This is a genomic window from Mycobacterium sp. NGS41 (genome assembly GCF_059812725.1).
Map to the genome: position 1 here is coordinate 258,989 of NZ_JCALDF010000003.1, position 15,737 is coordinate 274,725.

Sequence of the window (15,737 nt, forward strand, 5' to 3'; positions counted from 1 at the left end):
GCCCCACGTCCGCCGCATGTGCGGTAAGAAAGTGTGTGGCCCCGGAGAAGAAACGTGACCCCATCGCCGTGGCGCGGGCCAATTGGGAGCGCGCCGGATGGGGCGATGTGTCGCAGGGCATGGTCGCGGTGACCTCGGTGATGCGTGCGCACCAGATCTTGCTCGCCCGCGTTGAGACGGCGTTGCGTCCCTATGACCTGAGCTTTTCGCGTTACGAATTGCTGCGGCTGTTGGCGTTCAGCCGGACCGGGGCATTACCGATCACTAAAGCGTCCGATCGGCTGCAGGTTCATGTCACCAGCGTCACCCACGCGATCCGGCGGCTGGAGGCCGACGGGCTGGTGCAGCGAGTGCCGCACCCCACCGACGGGCGGACGACGCTGGTGCAGATCACCGACCTCGGCCGCTCCACCGTCGAAGACGCCACCGTCACGCTTAACGAGCAGGTCTTCGCGAACATCGGGATGGCCGCTGACGAGTCGCAGTCGCTGGTTTCCTCGATCGAAACGCTGCGGCGCAACGCGGGTGATTTCTGAGCGCGCGCGTCCCTGGCCACGTCGGCCAAACTTGATGGTGGCCTAGGTTGCAGTGGCACACTTGTCGTCATGCCGACGACGCGTCTGCGAGAAAGGCGGGACAGTGGACCCATTGATTGCTCATCAGCGCGCTCAGGACGCATTCGCTGGCGTCCTTGCCAACATCAACGCTGACCAACTTGGCGCGCCGACGCCGTGCTCGGAGTGGACGATTCAGGATTTGGTTGAACACGTCATCGGCGGCAACGAGCACGTCGGAATGTGGGCTGTCAACCCCGTCGAGCCGCCGGCCCGGCCCGACGACGTCGCTGCGGCCCACCGAACTGCGGCCGGGGCCGCTCAAGCGGTTTTCGCGGCGCCCGACGGACTGTCCACCACGTTCAAACTGCCGTTCGGGGAGCTTCCCGGGCAGCTCTTCGTCGGGCTCCGCACCACCGATGTGTTAACGCACGCATGGGATCTCGCGGCTGCGAGTGGCCAACCTACGGATATCGAGCCCGAGCTGGCAACCGAGCAGCTGGCCGCCGCACGCGCCTTCGTGGGGCCTCAGTTTCGCGGGCCGGGCAAGCCTTTCGGCGAGGAGCAGCCCTGCTCACCGGAGCGCCCGCCCGCCGATCAACTGGCCGCATTTCTGGGCCGAAAGGTGCAGTGAACGCTCGCCCCGGACTCAGCTGCCGCGCAGCGTTTCGATCACCGCGCTGAAGTCCTTCTCACCATGGGAGGCATCGGATGCGATGAACGCAGCGTAGATCTCCGCGGCGTGGGTTCCCAGCGGCGCCGTCGAACCGGTTGACGCCACGGCGTCCATGGCCAGGCCCAGGTCCTTGTTCATCAGTGCGGTGGCGAAGCCCGCCTGGAAGTTGTTGTTGGCCGGCGATGTCGGGACCGGGCCCGGCACCGGGCAATTGGTGTGTACCGCCCAGCAGTTGCCGGTCGCGCCGGTGATGACATCGAACAGCGATTGCGCCGAGAGGCCGAGCTTCTCGGCCAGCACGAATGCCTCGCCGATCGCGATCTGATGTACCGCCAGCACCATGTTGTTACACACCTTGGCGGCCTGACCGGCCCCGGCCGCCCCGCAGTGAATGATCTTGCCCGCCATGGGTTCCAGCACCCGGCGCGCTCGCTGCAGCGCCGACTCGTCACCGCCGACCATGAACGCCAGCGTGCCGGCCACCGCGCCTTTGACGCCGCCGGACACCGGCGCGTCCAGCTGCGGCATGCCATGTGAGCCGGCCAGGGCGTGCACCTCGCGTGCGTCGTTGACCGAGATCGTGGAACTGTCGATGAACAACGCGCCTTCTCGCGCGGCGGGCAGGACCTCGGCGTAGCAGCGTTTGACCACGTCGCCGTTGGGCAGCATGGTGATGACCACGTCGGCGTCGGCCACGGCGGCGGCGGCGCTGTCGAACACGGTGGCGCCCTTTTCCGCAGCGGCGGCGGCCGCGGCCTGCGCCGGGTCATACCCGCGTACGGCGTGGCCGGCGGCGAGCAGGTTCGCGGCCATCGGCGCACCCATGTGGCCCAGCCCCAGGAAGGCGATCGTGAGATGTTCCGTCATGCTTCCCTTTTCTAGCGGATGGTGCTAACCAGCACGCAACCGCACGGCTTCGGCCCTGCCGATGACCACCCTCATGATTTCGTTGGTCCCTTCCAGAATTCGATGCACCCGCAGATCGCGGACAATCTTTTCCAGACCATACTCGCGCAGATAACCGTAGCCACCGTGCAACTGCAGACCCTTGTCGGCGATCTCGAAGCACGTGTCGGTGACATAGCGTTTGGCCATCGCGCACAACTCGACCTTGTCGGGATCATCGGCGTCTAGCGCGCTTGCCGCTCGCCACAACAACATTCGTGATGCCTCGAGCCCGGTCGCCATGTCGGCCAGGGTGAACCGGATGGTGGGCTCGTCAAGCAGGGAGCCGCCGAACGCCTGCCGTTCACGAACGTATGCACCGGCTTTGTCGAAGGCGGCCTGAGCGCCACCGAGTGAGCACGCCGCGATGTTGAGTCGGCCGCCGTTGAGGCCGTTCATCGCGATGCCAAAGCCGGTACCCTCGCCGTCTGCGCCACCGAGCATCGCGTCGGCCGGTATCCGCACTCCCTCCAAGATCACCGGCGCGGTGGGTTGCGCGTGCCAGCCCATCTTTTCTTCGTGTGGACCGAAACTGATTCCGGGCGTGTCTTTTTCGACGATGAAAGCCGATATGCCGCGCGGGCCTTCCCCTCCGGTACGTGCCATCACCACGTATACGTCGGAGGCTCCCGCCCCGGAAATGAACTGCTTGACGCCGTCGAGCACATAGTCTGCGTTTTTTCCTGAGCCCTGCGTGACTGCGCGAGTGCTCAACGCGCCGGCGTCGGATCCGGCCCCGGGCTCGGTCAGACAGTAGCTGGCGATGGCTTCCATCGACGCCAGACGCGGAATCCAGGTCTTGCGTTGTTCATCGGTGCCGTAACTGTCGATCATCCACGAGCACATGTTATGGATGGATAGGAAGGCAGCGGTGACCGGGTCGGCGATGGCCAACTGCTCGAAGATGCGCACGCCGTCCAGCCTGCGCAGTCCGCTGCCGCCCACGTCATCGCGGCAATAGATCGCCGCCATACCGAGTTCGGCGGCTTCGCGGAGCACGTCGATCGGAAAGTGTTCGGTCGCATCCCATTCCAGGGAGTACGGGGCAATGCGCTTGGCGGCGAAGGCAGCCGCCGTCTCGGTGATCACTCGCTCGTCGTCGTTGAGGGCTAAGAATTGCATGTCGGTGCCAGCCCTAGTTCATTGTCGGGATGACGAATTCGGCGCCATCCTTGATGCCGGACGGCCAGCGTGACGTGACCGTTTTGACCTTCGTGTAGAACTGGATCGACGCCGGTCCGTGCTGATTGAGATCACCGAAGCCGGAACGCTTCCAGCCGCCGAAACTGTGGTAGGCCACCGGAACCGGGATCGGCACGTTGACGCCGACCATGCCCACCTGCACCCGGGAGACAAAATCCCGGGCGGTGTCGCCGTCGCGGGTGAAGACCGCCACGCCGTTGCCGTACTCGTGCTCGGAAGGCAGTCGCAACGCCTCTTCGTAGTCGTGGGCGCGCAGTATGCACAGGACCGGCCCAAAGATCTCGTCGGTGTAGATCGACATCTCCGGGGTGACGTGATCGAACATTGTCGGACCGATGAAAAAGCCGCCTTCCAGGTTCGCGTCGGCGAATGTCAGGTCGTCGCTGGTTCGTTCGCGGCCGTCGACGACCAGTTCGGCACCCGCTTCCACGCCCTGGGCGATGTAGTCACGCACCCGGGTCAGCGCAGCCTCGGTGACCAGCGGCCCGTAGTCGGCTTTGGGATCCAGACTGTGCCCTACGCGAAGGCCGTTGATCCGTTCAACCAGCCTGGCGCGCAATCGTTCCGCGGTCTGCTCGCCAACCGGTACCGCGACGCTGATCGCCATGCAGCGTTCGCCGGCGCTGCCGTAACCCGCGCCGATCAGCGCGTCGACGGCCTGATCGAGGTCAGCGTCGGGCATGACGATCATGTGGTTCTTGGCGCCGCCGAAGCATTGCGAACGCTTGCCGGTCGCAGCGGCGTGGGAGTAGATGTACTGAGCAATGTCGGAGCTGCCGACGAATCCGACCGCCTTGATGTCGGGATGGTTCAGGATGGCGTCGACGGCTTCCTTGTCGCCGTGCACCACCTGGAAGACTCCGGGCGGCAGTCCGGCTTCGAGGAACAGTTCGGCCAGTCGGACCGGAACTGAGGGGTCACGCTCACTGGGCTTGAGAATGAAGGCATTTCCGCACGCGAGGGCCGGACCAGCCTTCCACAGCGGGATCATCGCCGGGAAGTTGAACGGGGTGATGCCGGCCACGACGCCGAGGGGCTGACGCAGCGAGTAGACGTCGATGCCCGGGCCGGCACCTTCGCTGTACTCGCCCTTGAGCAGATGCGGGATCCCGACGCAGAACTCGATCACCTCGATACCGCGCTGAATGTCGCCCCGGGCATCGGCCAGCGTCTTGCCGTGCTCGAGGGACAGCAGTTCGGCCAGCTCGTCGCCGCGGTCGTTGACCAGTTCGATGAACCGCATCAGTACCCGGGCGCGGCGCTGAGGATTCCACGCAGCCCAGCTTTTCTGCGCCGCTGCGGCCGAGGCCACCGCGGCGTCGACGTCCGCCTGCCCGGCCATTGGCACAATGGCCTGGACCGCGCCGGTGCTGGGGTTGAAGACGTCAGCGGTGCGAGTGGACTGGCCGTCGCTGCGCCGCCCGTCGATGAAATGCGGAATTTGTGTGGTCATGGCCATCCAAAAGATCAGTAGGGAAGAAGTAGGGGGATACTTGCATATCCTAGTAATGCCTCGCGGCCTTCGCAAACGCGGGTCCCGGCGCCACCTGAACCCGGCCACCCGACGTCTCGTGTAACCCACGCCGATATTGATCGGCGAAGGAGGCACGTGACGGCACGGAACGAGCCCGTCGGCCCGCGACCCCTGCGCGCGGTGCCCGACCAAGGCTTCCAGGGCTATGCCGACTGGGAAGCGGTGTACGAGGACAACGCGACGTGGGTGTACCGCACGCTGTTCGCGCGCGTCGGCAACAGGGCCGACGCCGAGGACCTCACCGCCGAGGTCTTCCTCGCAGCGCTGCGACCGCTGCGCCTGACGGCAAGCGTTCCCGAGGTGCGCGCGTACCTGCGGGCCACCGCCCGAACGGTGCTGGCCGCGCATTGGCGGGAAAAGATGGGCCGGGAGATAACCTCGATTGAGGCCCTCGAACAATTGGGCACCGATAGTCCAAATAGTGAGGAAGCAATCAGCACCGCGCCTCAGCGTGTCGCCCAGGTTCTCGACAGACTGCCGGACCGCTACCGCCGAGTCCTGGAACTGCGTTTCTTGCAAGGCAGTTCGATCAAAGAATCCGCCGCCGAGCTCGGGGTCAGCGTTGCCAACGCCAAAGTGCTGCAACACCGCGCGCTGCGCCTGGCGGCACAAGTCACCGACGAGGGCCAGCCATGAACGCGCGAGGTTTGCGCAGTTATATCGACGACCTACTGCGGGGTCGCCGGCCAAAGCCCTTCCAGGCCGACGACTTCGAGGCGGCGCAGTTGCGAGCGGCGATCGAGCTGCGAGCGGCCAGACCGGACGGCGATGTACCCAGCGATGGATTCCTCACCGATCTGCACCGGCGCCTCGCGGAGCAGATGAGTGCCAACTCGCCGCAACCGATGCCGAAGCAAAGCACGACGCGTCGTCAGGTGATGGTAGGCACGTCCGCCGCCGCGGTCGCCGCTGCGGCGGCGGTGTCCGTCGATCGACTCGCCGTCCGGGGCCGAACCACCGAACCACCCACTGCTGGTGGTCAACTCACGCCAAGCGATGGACGCTGGACGCGCGTCGCGGCCAGTGAAGAGGTGCCCGACGGGCTCATGCATCCGTTTGATCTCGGCACGGTCAGTGGGTTCGTTAGACGGGTGGACGGCAAGGTCGAAGCCGTATCGGGGGTGTGCACACACCAAGGGTGCCGACTATGGTTCGACGCGCCCGACGATCGGCTGCGCTGCCCATGCCACTCGACGTCGTTTGCGCCTAGCGGCCAGGTGCTCACCCACCAGTTGCCGATCGCCCCAAAGCCGTTGCCCACACTGATGGTTCGCGAGGTCGACGACGCCATTGAAGTGTTCGCGCCGACCCGCCCAGCCTGAGTCTCCCGTCGCGCTGCTCGGTGGAGGCCCTGACCGGAAACGTAACCCGTGGCCCTATCTCTTGGCATGACTCGCAAACCCTTGGCGTGGTTGGCGTTGGGCGTGTTGCTGCTGGCCGGGTGCTCGGTATCTAAGCCCAGCGCCACCATCGGCCCGACGCCCAGCATGTCGGTCACCGCACCCGTCGCGCTGTTGAATGGCAATCAAATCAGCATCGACGATTTCGCGTTCGTCCCGCTCACCGTGACCGTGAGCGCGGGCAGCACCGTCACGTGGACCAACCGCGACGAAGAACCTCACACGGTGGCGGCGAGCGACGGTTCGTTCCGCTCACCCGGAATGGGAACGGGGGCTACCTTTTCGCACACTTTCTCCAGCCCCGGAAAGTTCGAGTACGTCTGCTCGATTCACCCGATGATGCACGGCACCGTGGTGGTGACCCAATGACCAAAGATGCGAACGCGATGAGTCGCCGCCAGCTCATCCGCCACACCGCATGGTTCGGCGCCGCGGTCGGTTTCGCCGTCGTCGGGGGCGAGGTCATCTCACATGCCGGTGCGGCAGGCCATGCTGCTTCCCGGCCCACCCTGCGGTTCGCGCAAGTCAGCGACAGCCATCTCGGATTCTCCGGACCGGCCAACCTCGACGTCGCCGACACATTCGGCCACGCGATCGATCGGATCAACAACCTCGGTTACACACCGGATTTCGTCATTCACAGCGGCGACATCACGCACCTGTCCAGTCCCCAGCAGTTCGACCAGGCGAAGCAGATGATGAGCAGCCTGAAGACACCGCACGTGTTCACCGTGCCTGGCGAGCACGACTCGGTTGATGATGCGGGACAGAAATATCGAAGCTTCTTCGGCACGGGCGGACCGGGTGACGGGTGGTACAGCTTCGATATCGCCGGCGTGCACGTGATCGCACTGGTCAACACTTTGAACCTGAAGAAGCTTGGGCACTTGGGTGCCGAACAGCTCGACTTCGTCGCCAAGGACGTCGCGTCGCTGTCGAGCGATACGCCCATCATCGTGATCAGCCACATCCCGCTGTTCGCGATGTACCCGGACTGGGGCTGGGGTACCGACGACGCCGCCCAGGCGTTGAGCTACCTGCGCCGATTTTCCTCCGTTACCTGTCTTAATGGACATGTCCACCAACTGTTTTCCAAAACCGAGGGTCAGGTGAACTTCTATAGCGGGGCGGCCACCGCCTATCCGCTACCGCATCCCGGCGACGGGCCGGCTCCAAAGCCGGTGACGTTGCCGGCCGGTAAGCTCCGGGACGTCCTCGGCGTCCGCGAGGTCGGCTACACCAGTGGACAGCACGCGTTGGCTCTGAAAGAGCGGACGCTGCAATGAATTCAAGGGAAATCGCGGTCCGCTTTGGTCTGGCGGCTTCGTTGGCCGTCAGCGCTGCCATTCATTCCTACCTCTATGTCCATGGCTACCATCACATCCCGACTATTGGAACCGGCTTTCTCGTACAGGCCAGCGTCTCGTACGCGTTGGCGATCTTGATTCTGGTTGGCGGACCCGGTTGGCTTCGCTGGGCGTCCGCTGCAGTGGCTCTCGGCTCCCTGGTGGCGTTTATCCTGTCGAGGACCGTGGGGGTCGCGGGCTTCACCGAGCACGGATGGGACCCGTCGCCCTGTGCGCTAGGCAGTGTGGTTGCTGAAGTGATGACGGTCATGTTGTGTATCGCCGACCGCCAGCTTCGCCCCCGTTGAGGAGGCAGTTTTCGTGCGATGAACGGTTCAAGCCCACTGTCGCAAACAACGAGCCCCGCCCTTCTAGGGGCAGGTGACCTCGACATCGAAGGGCTTGTTGACCGGCTGGCCCGCGTTGTCCACGCCGCTGGCGTTGCCCGTGATCTTGTATGTATTGCCGGACTTGCTGGCTTTCGCGTCGTTGCCGGGCACACCCTCGGTGTAACTCATGACCGCGCCGTCAACGGTGCCGAGCCCGGCGTTGTGGACAGCCGATCCATCCGGTTCCAGGCCGATGATGATGCCGGTCAGCATTTTTCCGACGGCGATGGAGAACTTGCCGTTGGTCATTGAGCAGACCACCGGGCCAGTGACATTCTGCGGCTTGCCGTCGACAACGACCTTCGTTCCAGCGGTCGCGACGGGAGTGCTGGAGGACCTGACGCTTTGTTGTCGTGGGAACACCCCGCCACCCCAGCGACGATGATCGCGGCGCTGGCGGCGATCAACCACTCAGGCTTCACCAAGTTCTCCCATTGTCAGATCCAAACATGCACGGCCACAACGCTATTCACCGCGCATCTTACCGATGAACTGCTGCGTCTCGTCCCAGGTGGGCAAGAGGCCGGCCGTGCGCACTTCGTCGAGGCTGGGAGCCGCGGCATCGCGGTCGGACATGCTGGCGGCGACCCCGTCGACCAGCGGCCAATCGATGGCCAGAGCCGGATCTGTGGCGCAGATGGTGTGCTCGCGCAGCGGGCTGTATTCCGCTGAGCATAGGTACATGACTGTCGAATTGTCTTGCAACGCAAGGAACCCGTGCGCAAGGCCCTCGGAGACGTAGATCGTCCTGCGGTCGGTGTCGTCCAGCAGAACCGAAGCCCACCTCCCGAAAGTCGGTGAGCCCAAACGGATATCGACGACGACATCGAACACCGAGCCGGACACGCAGGTCACGTACTTGGCCTGGCTGGGTGGCACCTGGGCGAAGTGCAGCCCACGCAGCACGCCGGCCGACGACACCGAGCAGTTCGCCTGCCGGACGTCCAGATGGTGACCTGCGAAGGCGCTGAACTCGCGATCGGTGAGCCACTCGAAGAACAACCCGCGGGAATCGCCATGAACGGTTGGGGTGATCTCCCACGCGCCCGGGACGTCGAGTTCGCGAACGTGCATCTACTGGCCGCGTTCTTCGTATCGGGCTTCCGACGCGTCCTTCAACGGGCGCCACCAGGATTCGTTGGCACGATACCAGTCAATGGTTGCGCGCAAACCATCATCGAAGTCGGTGTGCTTTGGGGCCCAGCATAATTCGTCGTACAGCGCCGACGGGTCGATCGCGTAACGCAGATCGTGACCGACCCGGTCGGTCACGTGGTCGAAGTCGTCGGGATCGCGGCCCATCATTTTCAGCAGCGTGCGCAGCACCGTCAGGTTGTCGCGCTCTCCCTCGGCGCTGATCAGGTAGGTCCGGCCGATCTGACCTTTTTCGAGAATTCGCCAGACCGCGTCGTTGTGATCGTCGACGTGGATCCAGTCGCGGACGTTCGCACCGGTGCCGTACAGCTTGGGTCGTCGCCCGGTGAGCACATTGGTGATCTGACGTGGGATGAACTTTTCGACGTGTTGGTACGGGCCGTAGTTGTTGGAGCAGTTGGAGATTGTCGCGGGCACCCCGTACGACCGCACCCAGGCCCGCACCAGCATGTCGGCTGCCGCTTTGGTGGCCGAATACGGACTCGATGGATTGTAGGGCGTGGACTCGGTGAACCGCCGCGGGTCGTCCAGCTCCAGGTCGCCGTAGACCTCGTCGGTCGAGACGTGGTGCAACCGCACGCCCTGCCGTCGCACCGCTTCCAGGATCACGAATGTCCCGACCACGTTGGTGTGCAGGAAGGGTTCCGGATCATCTAGCGCGTTGTCCACGTGGGTTTCGGCGGCGAAATGCACGACGGCGTCGGACTCGGCGACCAACCGCGAAACCAGCTCGCTGTCGGCGATGTCGCCCTCTACCAGCCTGATGGCGTCGTCGACGTCGGCCAGGGACTCTCGTCTGCCGGCGTAGGTCATGGCATCGAGCACCGTCACCACTACGTCGGGTCGCTCGCGGACGGTGCTGTGCACGAAGTTCGCGCCGATGAAGCCGGCGCCGCCGGTGACCAGCAGCCGCATGGTCAAAACCCTAGCGTTGGTCAGGAGTTCAGACCCAGCGGACCGGCCAGTTCGGCCAGCGCGGGGACCAGATTTTCACTCTTGGTAAGGACCTGCACGGGCACATGGTCAGCGCCGGCGTCGAGGTGCTCTTTCAGCCGGGCCGCGATCGCATCGGGCGTGCCGTAGGCGACCACGGCGTCGACGAGGCGGTCGCTGCCCGGCCGGGCGACATCGTCGTCGGTGAAGCCCAGTCGTTTCCAGCTGTTGAGATAGTTGGCGAGGTTGAGATAGATGTCGAGCGCCTTGCGACCCGCCGCGCGCGCCTTGTCGGTGTCGGTGGTCAGTACGACCTTGTGCTCCGGCGCCAGAAATGCCGACGGACCGATCAGCTCACGGGCCTGCGCGGTGTGCTCCGGAGTGGTCAGGTACGGATGCGCGCCCGCGCTGCGTTGCGCGGAGAGCTTGAGGACCCGCGGGCCCAGCGCCGCCACCACGCGACGGTTGGCGGGCAGGCCGTAGTCGTCGAGCCGGTCCAGGTATTCGCTCAGCGCGTCGTATGGCTTGCGGTACTCGCTGATCGCCTCGCGATGACCGACGCCGATCCCCAGCAGGAAGCGGCCGGGGTAGGCCTTATCGATCCGGTGGAACGATTCGGCGACCGGCTTGGCCGACGCGGTCCAGATGTTGACGATCCCGGTGGCCACCTGCAACGTGGTCGTCGCCTCGAGGATCGGTTCCACCCAGGCCAGCTCGGCGGGCGGTGAGCCGCCCACCCAGACGGCGCCGTAACCGAGGGCTTCGATTTCTTGGGCTTGTTGCGGCGTAACGCCGCGTCCGAACGATCCGAACCGGCCGAGATTGGGCTTGCTGGTTGCACTGGAGGCAGAAGTCGCGTGAGCATCGGTCATGGTTGCTCCAACCTCCGAGCCGAGCTGTCCTATTCCGGGCCGGACGCACCGATTGACCCAGCCGGCAACGGCGTCGCGCTCGAATCAGGGCCCTGCCGGACAAAACATTATTTACGCATGCTTAAGTGGACAGCGGAATTAGTTCCGCTGTGAAAAGCGCTCACTGGTGAGCGATCGAATTTTGTGAAAGCGGCCAGCAAATTCGACGAATTTTCACTTCAGGCGGCCGCAAACCGCGTCCGGATTGCTCGCGTAATCACGTGCGCATACCCGAATTGGTATCGTCTACATATGTCCCTTCGGCGGGAAGCTCGCCTCGCGGGCGGGGCGTGTGGTCGGGTGCCGGGATCACCCGTGCCACATCGAGCCGGACTGCGTGCCGCACCGGAGCGCGCGGAAAGACCTGCCACCATTGCTGGTGGCGCGTTATGGTGCTGAGCAGTTGCTGTGGGAGGCTCGTTGCAGGGAACTTCGTTCGGACAGTACCAGCTGATCGAGTTGCTGGGCCGTGGCGGCATGGGCGAGGTATGGCGAGCCCACGACACCGTCATCGACCGGATCGTCGCGATCAAGATCTTGCCTGCCGAGATTTCCCAAGACGACGTGTTTCAGAAGCGATTTCGTCGTGAGGCCCACGCCGCTGCGCGATTGAGAAGTCCGCACATCGTGCCGATTCACACCCACGGGGAAATCGACGGCCGGCTGTTCGTGGAAATGGGGCTGATCGAGGGCCGAGACCTACAGTCGATCCTCGACCGGGGCCCGCTGCCGCCGGCCCGGGCGGTTGCCATCATCGAGCAGATCGCCAAGGCATTGAACGCCGCCCACAAGATCGGGCTGTTGCATCGGGATGTCAAGCCGTCCAACATCTTGATCGACGACGACGGGGACGCCTACCTGATCGATTTCGGCATTGCGCTGGCGGTAGGCGAGGCGGGATTGACGACCGTCGGCGACGTCATCGGGACGTTCCACTACATGGCCCCGGAGCGGTTCAAATCCCAAGACGCCGGCGCCCCGCCCATCGACGCCCGCTCAGATATCTACGCGTTGGCTTGCGTGCTGTATGAGTGCTTGACCGCACAGCATGCATTCCGCGGCGACAGCCTGGAACAGCAAATCGGAAACCACTTGGTTACTCCGCCGCCGCGGCCGTCGAATACCAACCCTGGGCTGCCGCGAAGCCTTGACAGCGTCATCGCCAAGGGCATGGCGAAGAACCCCGCCGATCGCTACGGCACCGCAGTGGAGCTGGCGCGAGCCGCCCGCAACGCCATCACCGCGCCCGTGCCCGTGCCGCGGCCACCGGAGCCGCGCCCTCCAGTTCGGCGGCCGACCGGCCCGCAGCCAGGCATGCCGCAGCCGGGCATGCCGCCGCCCCGCGCCGACTATGGACGTAGGCCGGTCCCCGTGCCGCAGAACCCCTCCGGCGAGGAAACCCTGCGCAAGCCAGCCCTCGAGGCGAACACCGCCGCCCGGCGAGAACCGCTCGTGGTCCGGCCACCCGCTACTCCGCCCCCTTCGCCGCAAACCCCCCGGCCCACGGCGCCAACCCCACTCGCACCGTCCCCGCCGTGGTGGCGCGGCAAGGCCGGCATCATCGCTGCCGCGGCCGTGCTCACCGTCGCTGTGGTTGTCGGGGCTATCGCTTTCATGGGCCACGATTCAACTCCCACGAATTCCCAGCAGACGACGCTGCCGTTCACCGGACTCCGGTTACAGGGGTTGTCGGTTGATAGCGCGGGCACCGTTTATGTCGCCGACACCCTGCACAACAACATATGGGCGTTACCGGCGGGCGCTCCGCACCCCGACAAGCTGCCCTTCCAAGACCTCAACTTTCCGACCGGTGTGACAGCTGATCGCAGTGGCAATGTCTACGTCAACGACGCCGGCAACAAGCGGGTGGTCATGCTGTCCGCCGGCACGAAGAAGCAGAGCGTGCTTCAGTTCACCGGCCTGGAACGTCCGACGGGCCTATCAGTGGACACCGCCGGCACGGTCTACGTCACCGACACCGTCAAGAACAAGATCTTTTCCCTCACCGCCGGCTCCAACAAGCAAAGTGAGATCATGTTCACTGGTCTGAATTCTCCGACCGGCCTGGTGGTGGGCAACGACGGAACCATCTATGTCGCCGATGGCGGCAACAATCAGGTGCTGAAATTGACGCCTGGTTCAAACCAACAAGTAAAGGTGCCCTTCACCGGCCTTTCCGACCCCGGCGGTGTGACTGTCGACGGCGACGGTTCAATATACGTCACCGACAGCGTGGACAATCGTGTGCTGAAACTTCCCGCGGGCACGGCCCAGCAAGTTGTGCTGCCGTTCACCGACCTCGACTATCCGTGGGGCCTGGCGGTCGACAACAACGGCACCGTGTACGTCGCCGGCAACAACAACAAGGTTTTCGCGCTGCGGCAAAAATGAGCAAATCAAGCCGCGTTTGCCGACGCCGCCGGTAACGACATATTGCCCTGACGTCTGCGGTTTTGCGCCGACTACGGCGATGCGGGTAAGGTGGGACAACGGTGCGGCGTCCGTGCCGACTCTTGGCGTGCCCAGTTCTGAAATTTCTCGGAGCACTTCGCGGAATTTCCACCACCGGCTCACGTTGTGTAGTCCGGACACAGGCTGCGCCGAACCAGATGCATTGACGAGGGATAGAGAAGGATCGCCAAGAAGTAATGGCCAAAAAAGACGGTGCCATCGAGGTCGAGGGTCGAGTGGTCGAACCACTGCCCAATGCGATGTTTCGCATTGAGCTGGAGAACGGTCACAAGGTGCTCGCCCACATCAGCGGCAAGATGCGGCAGCACTACATCCGCATCCTGCCCGAGGACCGCGTCGTGGTGGAGTTGTCGCCCTACGACCTGTCCCGGGGCCGCATCGTGTACCGATACAAGTAACGAACACCAGAGCAAAGAACAGGATCGAAAGAGCCGTGAAGGTCAACCCGAGCGTCAAGCCGATCTGCGACAAGTGCAGGGTGATCCGCCGGCATGGGCGGGTCATGGTGATCTGCTCCGATCCGCGCCATAAGCAGCGGCAAGGCTAGCTGCCGGACAACCAGACAACTGAATGCAGACCTCCCAGCACCAATGAGCGGCTGGCATCTATAGAGATGGGCCGGCTCATCCACGCCCGGACGGAGGCCGGGCCCCGCACCCAAGTCCGTTTTGGGGGCAGGAACGGACTGGGATCAGACCTCCGCTTGAGATAAGAGGAAACGCCACCTATGGCACGACTAGTAGGCGTCGACCTGCCGCGCGATAAGCGGATGGAGGTCGCGCTGACCTACATCTTCGGCATCGGCCGCACCCGCTCCAACGAAATCCTGGCGGCCACCGGCATCGACAAGGACCTGCGCACCAGGGACCTCACCGATGACCAGGTGACCCACCTGCGTGACTACATCGAAGCAAACCTGAAGGTGGAGGGCGATCTGCGCCGCGAGGTGCAGGCCGACATCCGTCGCAAGATCGAGATCGGCTGCTACCAGGGTCTGCGGCACCGCCGCGGCCTGCCGGTGCGCGGCCAGCGGACCAAGACCAACGCGCGCACCCGCAAAGGCCCCAAGCGCACCATCGCAGGCAAGAAGAAGGCCAGGTAACCGATGCCACCGAAGAAGACGACGACTTCATCGTCGAAAAAGGGACAGAAGACCCGGCGGCGGGAAAAGAAGAACGTTCCGCACGGCGCTGCCCACATCAAGAGCACCTTCAACAACACGATCGTGACGATCACCGACCCGCAGGGCAACGTCATCGCCTGGGCGTCATCGGGCCACGTCGGCTTCAAGGGATCGCGGAAATCGACACCCTTCGCCGCTCAGCTGGCCGCCGAGAACGCCGCGCGCAAGGCGCAGGAGCACGGAGTGCGCAAGGTCGACGTGTTCGTGAAGGGCCCGGGCTCGGGCCGCGAGACCGCGATTCGGTCGCTGCAGGCCGCGGGCCTGGAGGTCGGCGCGATCTCCGATGTCACCCCCCAGCCGCACAACGGCGTCCGCCCGCCCAAGCGCAGAAGAGTTTAGAAGGGTCAGGAGACAAACCATGGCTCGTTACACCGGACCCGTCACCCGCAAATCGCGCCGGCTGCGCACCGACCTCGTCGGCGGCGACCAGGCCTTCGAGAAGCGTCCCTACCCGCCCGGCCAGCATGGCCGCGCGCGGATCAAGGAGAGCGAATACCTGCTGCAGCTGCAGGAGAAGCAGAAGGCCCGCTTCACCTACGGCGTGATGGAAAAGCAGTTCCGCCGCTACTACGAAGAGGCCGTTCGGCAGCCCGGCAAGACCGGTGAGGAACTGCTGAGGATCCTGGAAAGCCGGCTCGACAACGTCGTCTACCGCGCCGGGCTGGCCCGGACTCGGCGGATGGCCCGTCAGCTCGTCACCCACGGTCACTTCACCGTCAACGGCGTGCGCGTCGACGTTCCCAGCTACCGCGTGTCGCAGTACGACATCATCGACGTGCGTGACAACTCGCTGAACACGGTGCCGTTCCAGATCGCGCGGGAGACGGCGGGCGACCGCCCGATCCCGAGTTGGCTGCAGGTGGTCGGGGAGCGGCAGCGCATCCTGATCCACCAGCTGCCCGACCGCGCGCAGATCGACGTGCCCCTGACCGAGCAGCTGATCGTCGAGTACTACTCGAAGTAACCGCAGACTTCTGCCACTGCGACCGCAGCGGCAGGAACCTAACGGCATCAAATAGCGGGTGCCGAGAAGGAG

19 protein-coding genes and 1 pseudogene are annotated in these 15,737 nt (G+C 64.5%); 13 read left to right on the forward strand and 7 right to left on the reverse strand.

The window, feature by feature from the left end; genetic code table 11:
* Positions 1 to 35: 35 nt before the first annotated feature.
* Both AC5Y21_RS05130 and AC5Y21_RS05135 read left to right on the forward strand, forming a co-directional pair.
* On the forward strand, positions 36 to 536 hold the full coding sequence (locus AC5Y21_RS05130; protein ID WP_499910071.1) for a MarR family transcriptional regulator: 501 nt from the start codon (positions 36 to 38) through the stop codon (positions 534 to 536).
* A 103-nt stretch (positions 537 to 639) separates the two neighbouring features.
* Positions 640 to 1,188 (forward strand): TIGR03086 family metal-binding protein, encoded by a 549-nt coding sequence (locus AC5Y21_RS05135; RefSeq protein WP_499910073.1) that lies wholly within the window; start codon positions 640 to 642, stop codon positions 1,186 to 1,188.
* Between the two features lie 15 nt (positions 1,189 to 1,203).
* On the opposite strand, the gene mmsB is transcribed toward AC5Y21_RS05135, so the two are convergent.
* From mmsB to AC5Y21_RS05150, 3 genes are read right to left on the reverse strand one after another with little or no spacing between them, the layout of a single operon-like run.
* Complete coding sequence (mmsB, locus tag AC5Y21_RS05140) at positions 1,204 to 2,097, reverse strand: 3-hydroxyisobutyrate dehydrogenase (protein ID WP_499910075.1); 894 nt, start codon at positions 2,095 to 2,097, stop codon at positions 1,204 to 1,206.
* 24 nt (positions 2,098 to 2,121) lie between these two features.
* The gene (locus tag AC5Y21_RS05145) at positions 2,122 to 3,297 is read right to left on the reverse strand and encodes an acyl-CoA dehydrogenase family protein (RefSeq protein ID WP_499910077.1); all 1,176 of its coding nucleotides are present in this window, start codon (positions 3,295 to 3,297) and stop codon (positions 2,122 to 2,124) included.
* Positions 3,298 to 3,310: 13 nt separating this feature from the next.
* Positions 3,311 to 4,831 carry a CoA-acylating methylmalonate-semialdehyde dehydrogenase gene (locus AC5Y21_RS05150; protein WP_499910079.1) on the reverse strand — a complete coding sequence of 507 codons (1,521 nt, stop codon included), beginning with the start codon at positions 4,829 to 4,831 and terminating at the stop codon, positions 3,311 to 3,313.
* Positions 4,832 to 4,987: 156 nt separating this feature from the next.
* Between AC5Y21_RS05150 and AC5Y21_RS05155 the strand changes: the two genes are divergently transcribed.
* The 5 genes from AC5Y21_RS05155 to AC5Y21_RS05175 all read left to right on the forward strand — a co-directional run bounded on the left by AC5Y21_RS05155 (position 4,988) and on the right by AC5Y21_RS05175 (position 7,966).
* Entirely contained in the window at positions 4,988 to 5,548 is a 561-nt protein-coding gene (locus AC5Y21_RS05155; RefSeq protein WP_499910081.1) for an RNA polymerase sigma factor, read from the forward strand.
* A complete protein-coding gene (locus AC5Y21_RS05160; RefSeq protein WP_499910083.1) occupies positions 5,545 to 6,234 on the forward strand; it encodes a Rieske (2Fe-2S) protein in 690 nt (229 codons plus the stop codon). The genes AC5Y21_RS05155 and AC5Y21_RS05160 overlap by 4 nt, the downstream gene beginning before the upstream one ends.
* A 66-nt stretch (positions 6,235 to 6,300) precedes the next feature.
* Entirely contained in the window at positions 6,301 to 6,681 is a 381-nt protein-coding gene (locus AC5Y21_RS05165) for a cupredoxin domain-containing protein (protein ID WP_499910085.1), read from the forward strand.
* Entirely contained in the window at positions 6,678 to 7,598 is a 921-nt protein-coding gene (locus AC5Y21_RS05170) for a metallophosphoesterase family protein (RefSeq protein WP_499910087.1), read from the forward strand. The genes AC5Y21_RS05165 and AC5Y21_RS05170 overlap by 4 nt, the downstream gene beginning before the upstream one ends.
* The gene (locus AC5Y21_RS05175) at positions 7,595 to 7,966 is read left to right on the forward strand and encodes a hypothetical protein (protein ID WP_499910089.1); all 372 of its coding nucleotides are present in this window, start codon (positions 7,595 to 7,597) and stop codon (positions 7,964 to 7,966) included. The genes AC5Y21_RS05170 and AC5Y21_RS05175 overlap by 4 nt, the downstream gene beginning before the upstream one ends.
* A gap of 63 nt (positions 7,967 to 8,029) precedes the next feature.
* Here AC5Y21_RS05175 and AC5Y21_RS05180 read toward each other — a convergent pair.
* The 4 genes and pseudogenes from AC5Y21_RS05180 to AC5Y21_RS05195 form a co-directional block, all read right to left on the reverse strand.
* Positions 8,030 to 8,469 (reverse strand): annotated as a pseudogene (locus tag AC5Y21_RS05180) (lipoprotein LpqH).
* A 43-nt stretch (positions 8,470 to 8,512) separates the two neighbouring features.
* A complete protein-coding gene (gene rfbC, locus AC5Y21_RS05185; RefSeq protein WP_499910091.1) occupies positions 8,513 to 9,121 on the reverse strand; it encodes a dTDP-4-dehydrorhamnose 3,5-epimerase in 609 nt (202 codons plus the stop codon).
* Positions 9,122 to 10,117 carry a dTDP-glucose 4,6-dehydratase gene (gene rfbB / locus AC5Y21_RS05190; protein WP_499910093.1) on the reverse strand — a complete coding sequence of 332 codons (996 nt, stop codon included), beginning with the start codon at positions 10,115 to 10,117 and terminating at the stop codon, positions 9,122 to 9,124.
* A 20-nt stretch (positions 10,118 to 10,137) separates the two neighbouring features.
* Entirely contained in the window at positions 10,138 to 11,007 is an 870-nt protein-coding gene (locus tag AC5Y21_RS05195) for an LLM class F420-dependent oxidoreductase (protein ID WP_499910094.1), read from the reverse strand.
* Between the two features lie 459 nt (positions 11,008 to 11,466).
* On the opposite strand from AC5Y21_RS05195, the gene AC5Y21_RS05200 reads away from it, so the two are divergent.
* The 6 genes from AC5Y21_RS05200 to rpsD all read left to right on the forward strand — a co-directional run bounded on the left by AC5Y21_RS05200 (position 11,467) and on the right by rpsD (position 15,665).
* Positions 11,467 to 13,437, forward strand: coding sequence for a serine/threonine-protein kinase PknD (locus tag AC5Y21_RS05200; RefSeq protein WP_499910096.1), 1,971 nt, complete (start codon positions 11,467 to 11,469; stop codon positions 13,435 to 13,437).
* 257 nt (positions 13,438 to 13,694) lie between these two features.
* Complete coding sequence (gene infA, locus AC5Y21_RS05205) at positions 13,695 to 13,916, forward strand: translation initiation factor IF-1 (RefSeq protein WP_003418601.1); 222 nt, start codon at positions 13,695 to 13,697, stop codon at positions 13,914 to 13,916.
* Positions 13,917 to 13,951: 35 nt separating this feature from the next.
* A complete protein-coding gene (rpmJ, locus tag AC5Y21_RS05210; RefSeq protein ID WP_003879483.1) occupies positions 13,952 to 14,065 on the forward strand; it encodes a 50S ribosomal protein L36 in 114 nt (37 codons plus the stop codon).
* A gap of 180 nt (positions 14,066 to 14,245) precedes the next feature.
* Positions 14,246 to 14,620, forward strand: coding sequence for a 30S ribosomal protein S13 (gene rpsM, locus AC5Y21_RS05215; RefSeq protein WP_499910098.1), 375 nt, complete (start codon positions 14,246 to 14,248; stop codon positions 14,618 to 14,620).
* Between the two features lie 3 nt (positions 14,621 to 14,623).
* Positions 14,624 to 15,040 (forward strand): 30S ribosomal protein S11, encoded by a 417-nt coding sequence (gene rpsK, locus AC5Y21_RS05220; RefSeq protein ID WP_499910100.1) that lies wholly within the window; start codon positions 14,624 to 14,626, stop codon positions 15,038 to 15,040.
* A 19-nt stretch (positions 15,041 to 15,059) separates the two neighbouring features.
* Positions 15,060 to 15,665 (forward strand): 30S ribosomal protein S4, encoded by a 606-nt coding sequence (gene rpsD, locus AC5Y21_RS05225; RefSeq protein WP_499910102.1) that lies wholly within the window; start codon positions 15,060 to 15,062, stop codon positions 15,663 to 15,665.
* Positions 15,666 to 15,737: the final 72 nt, after the last annotated feature.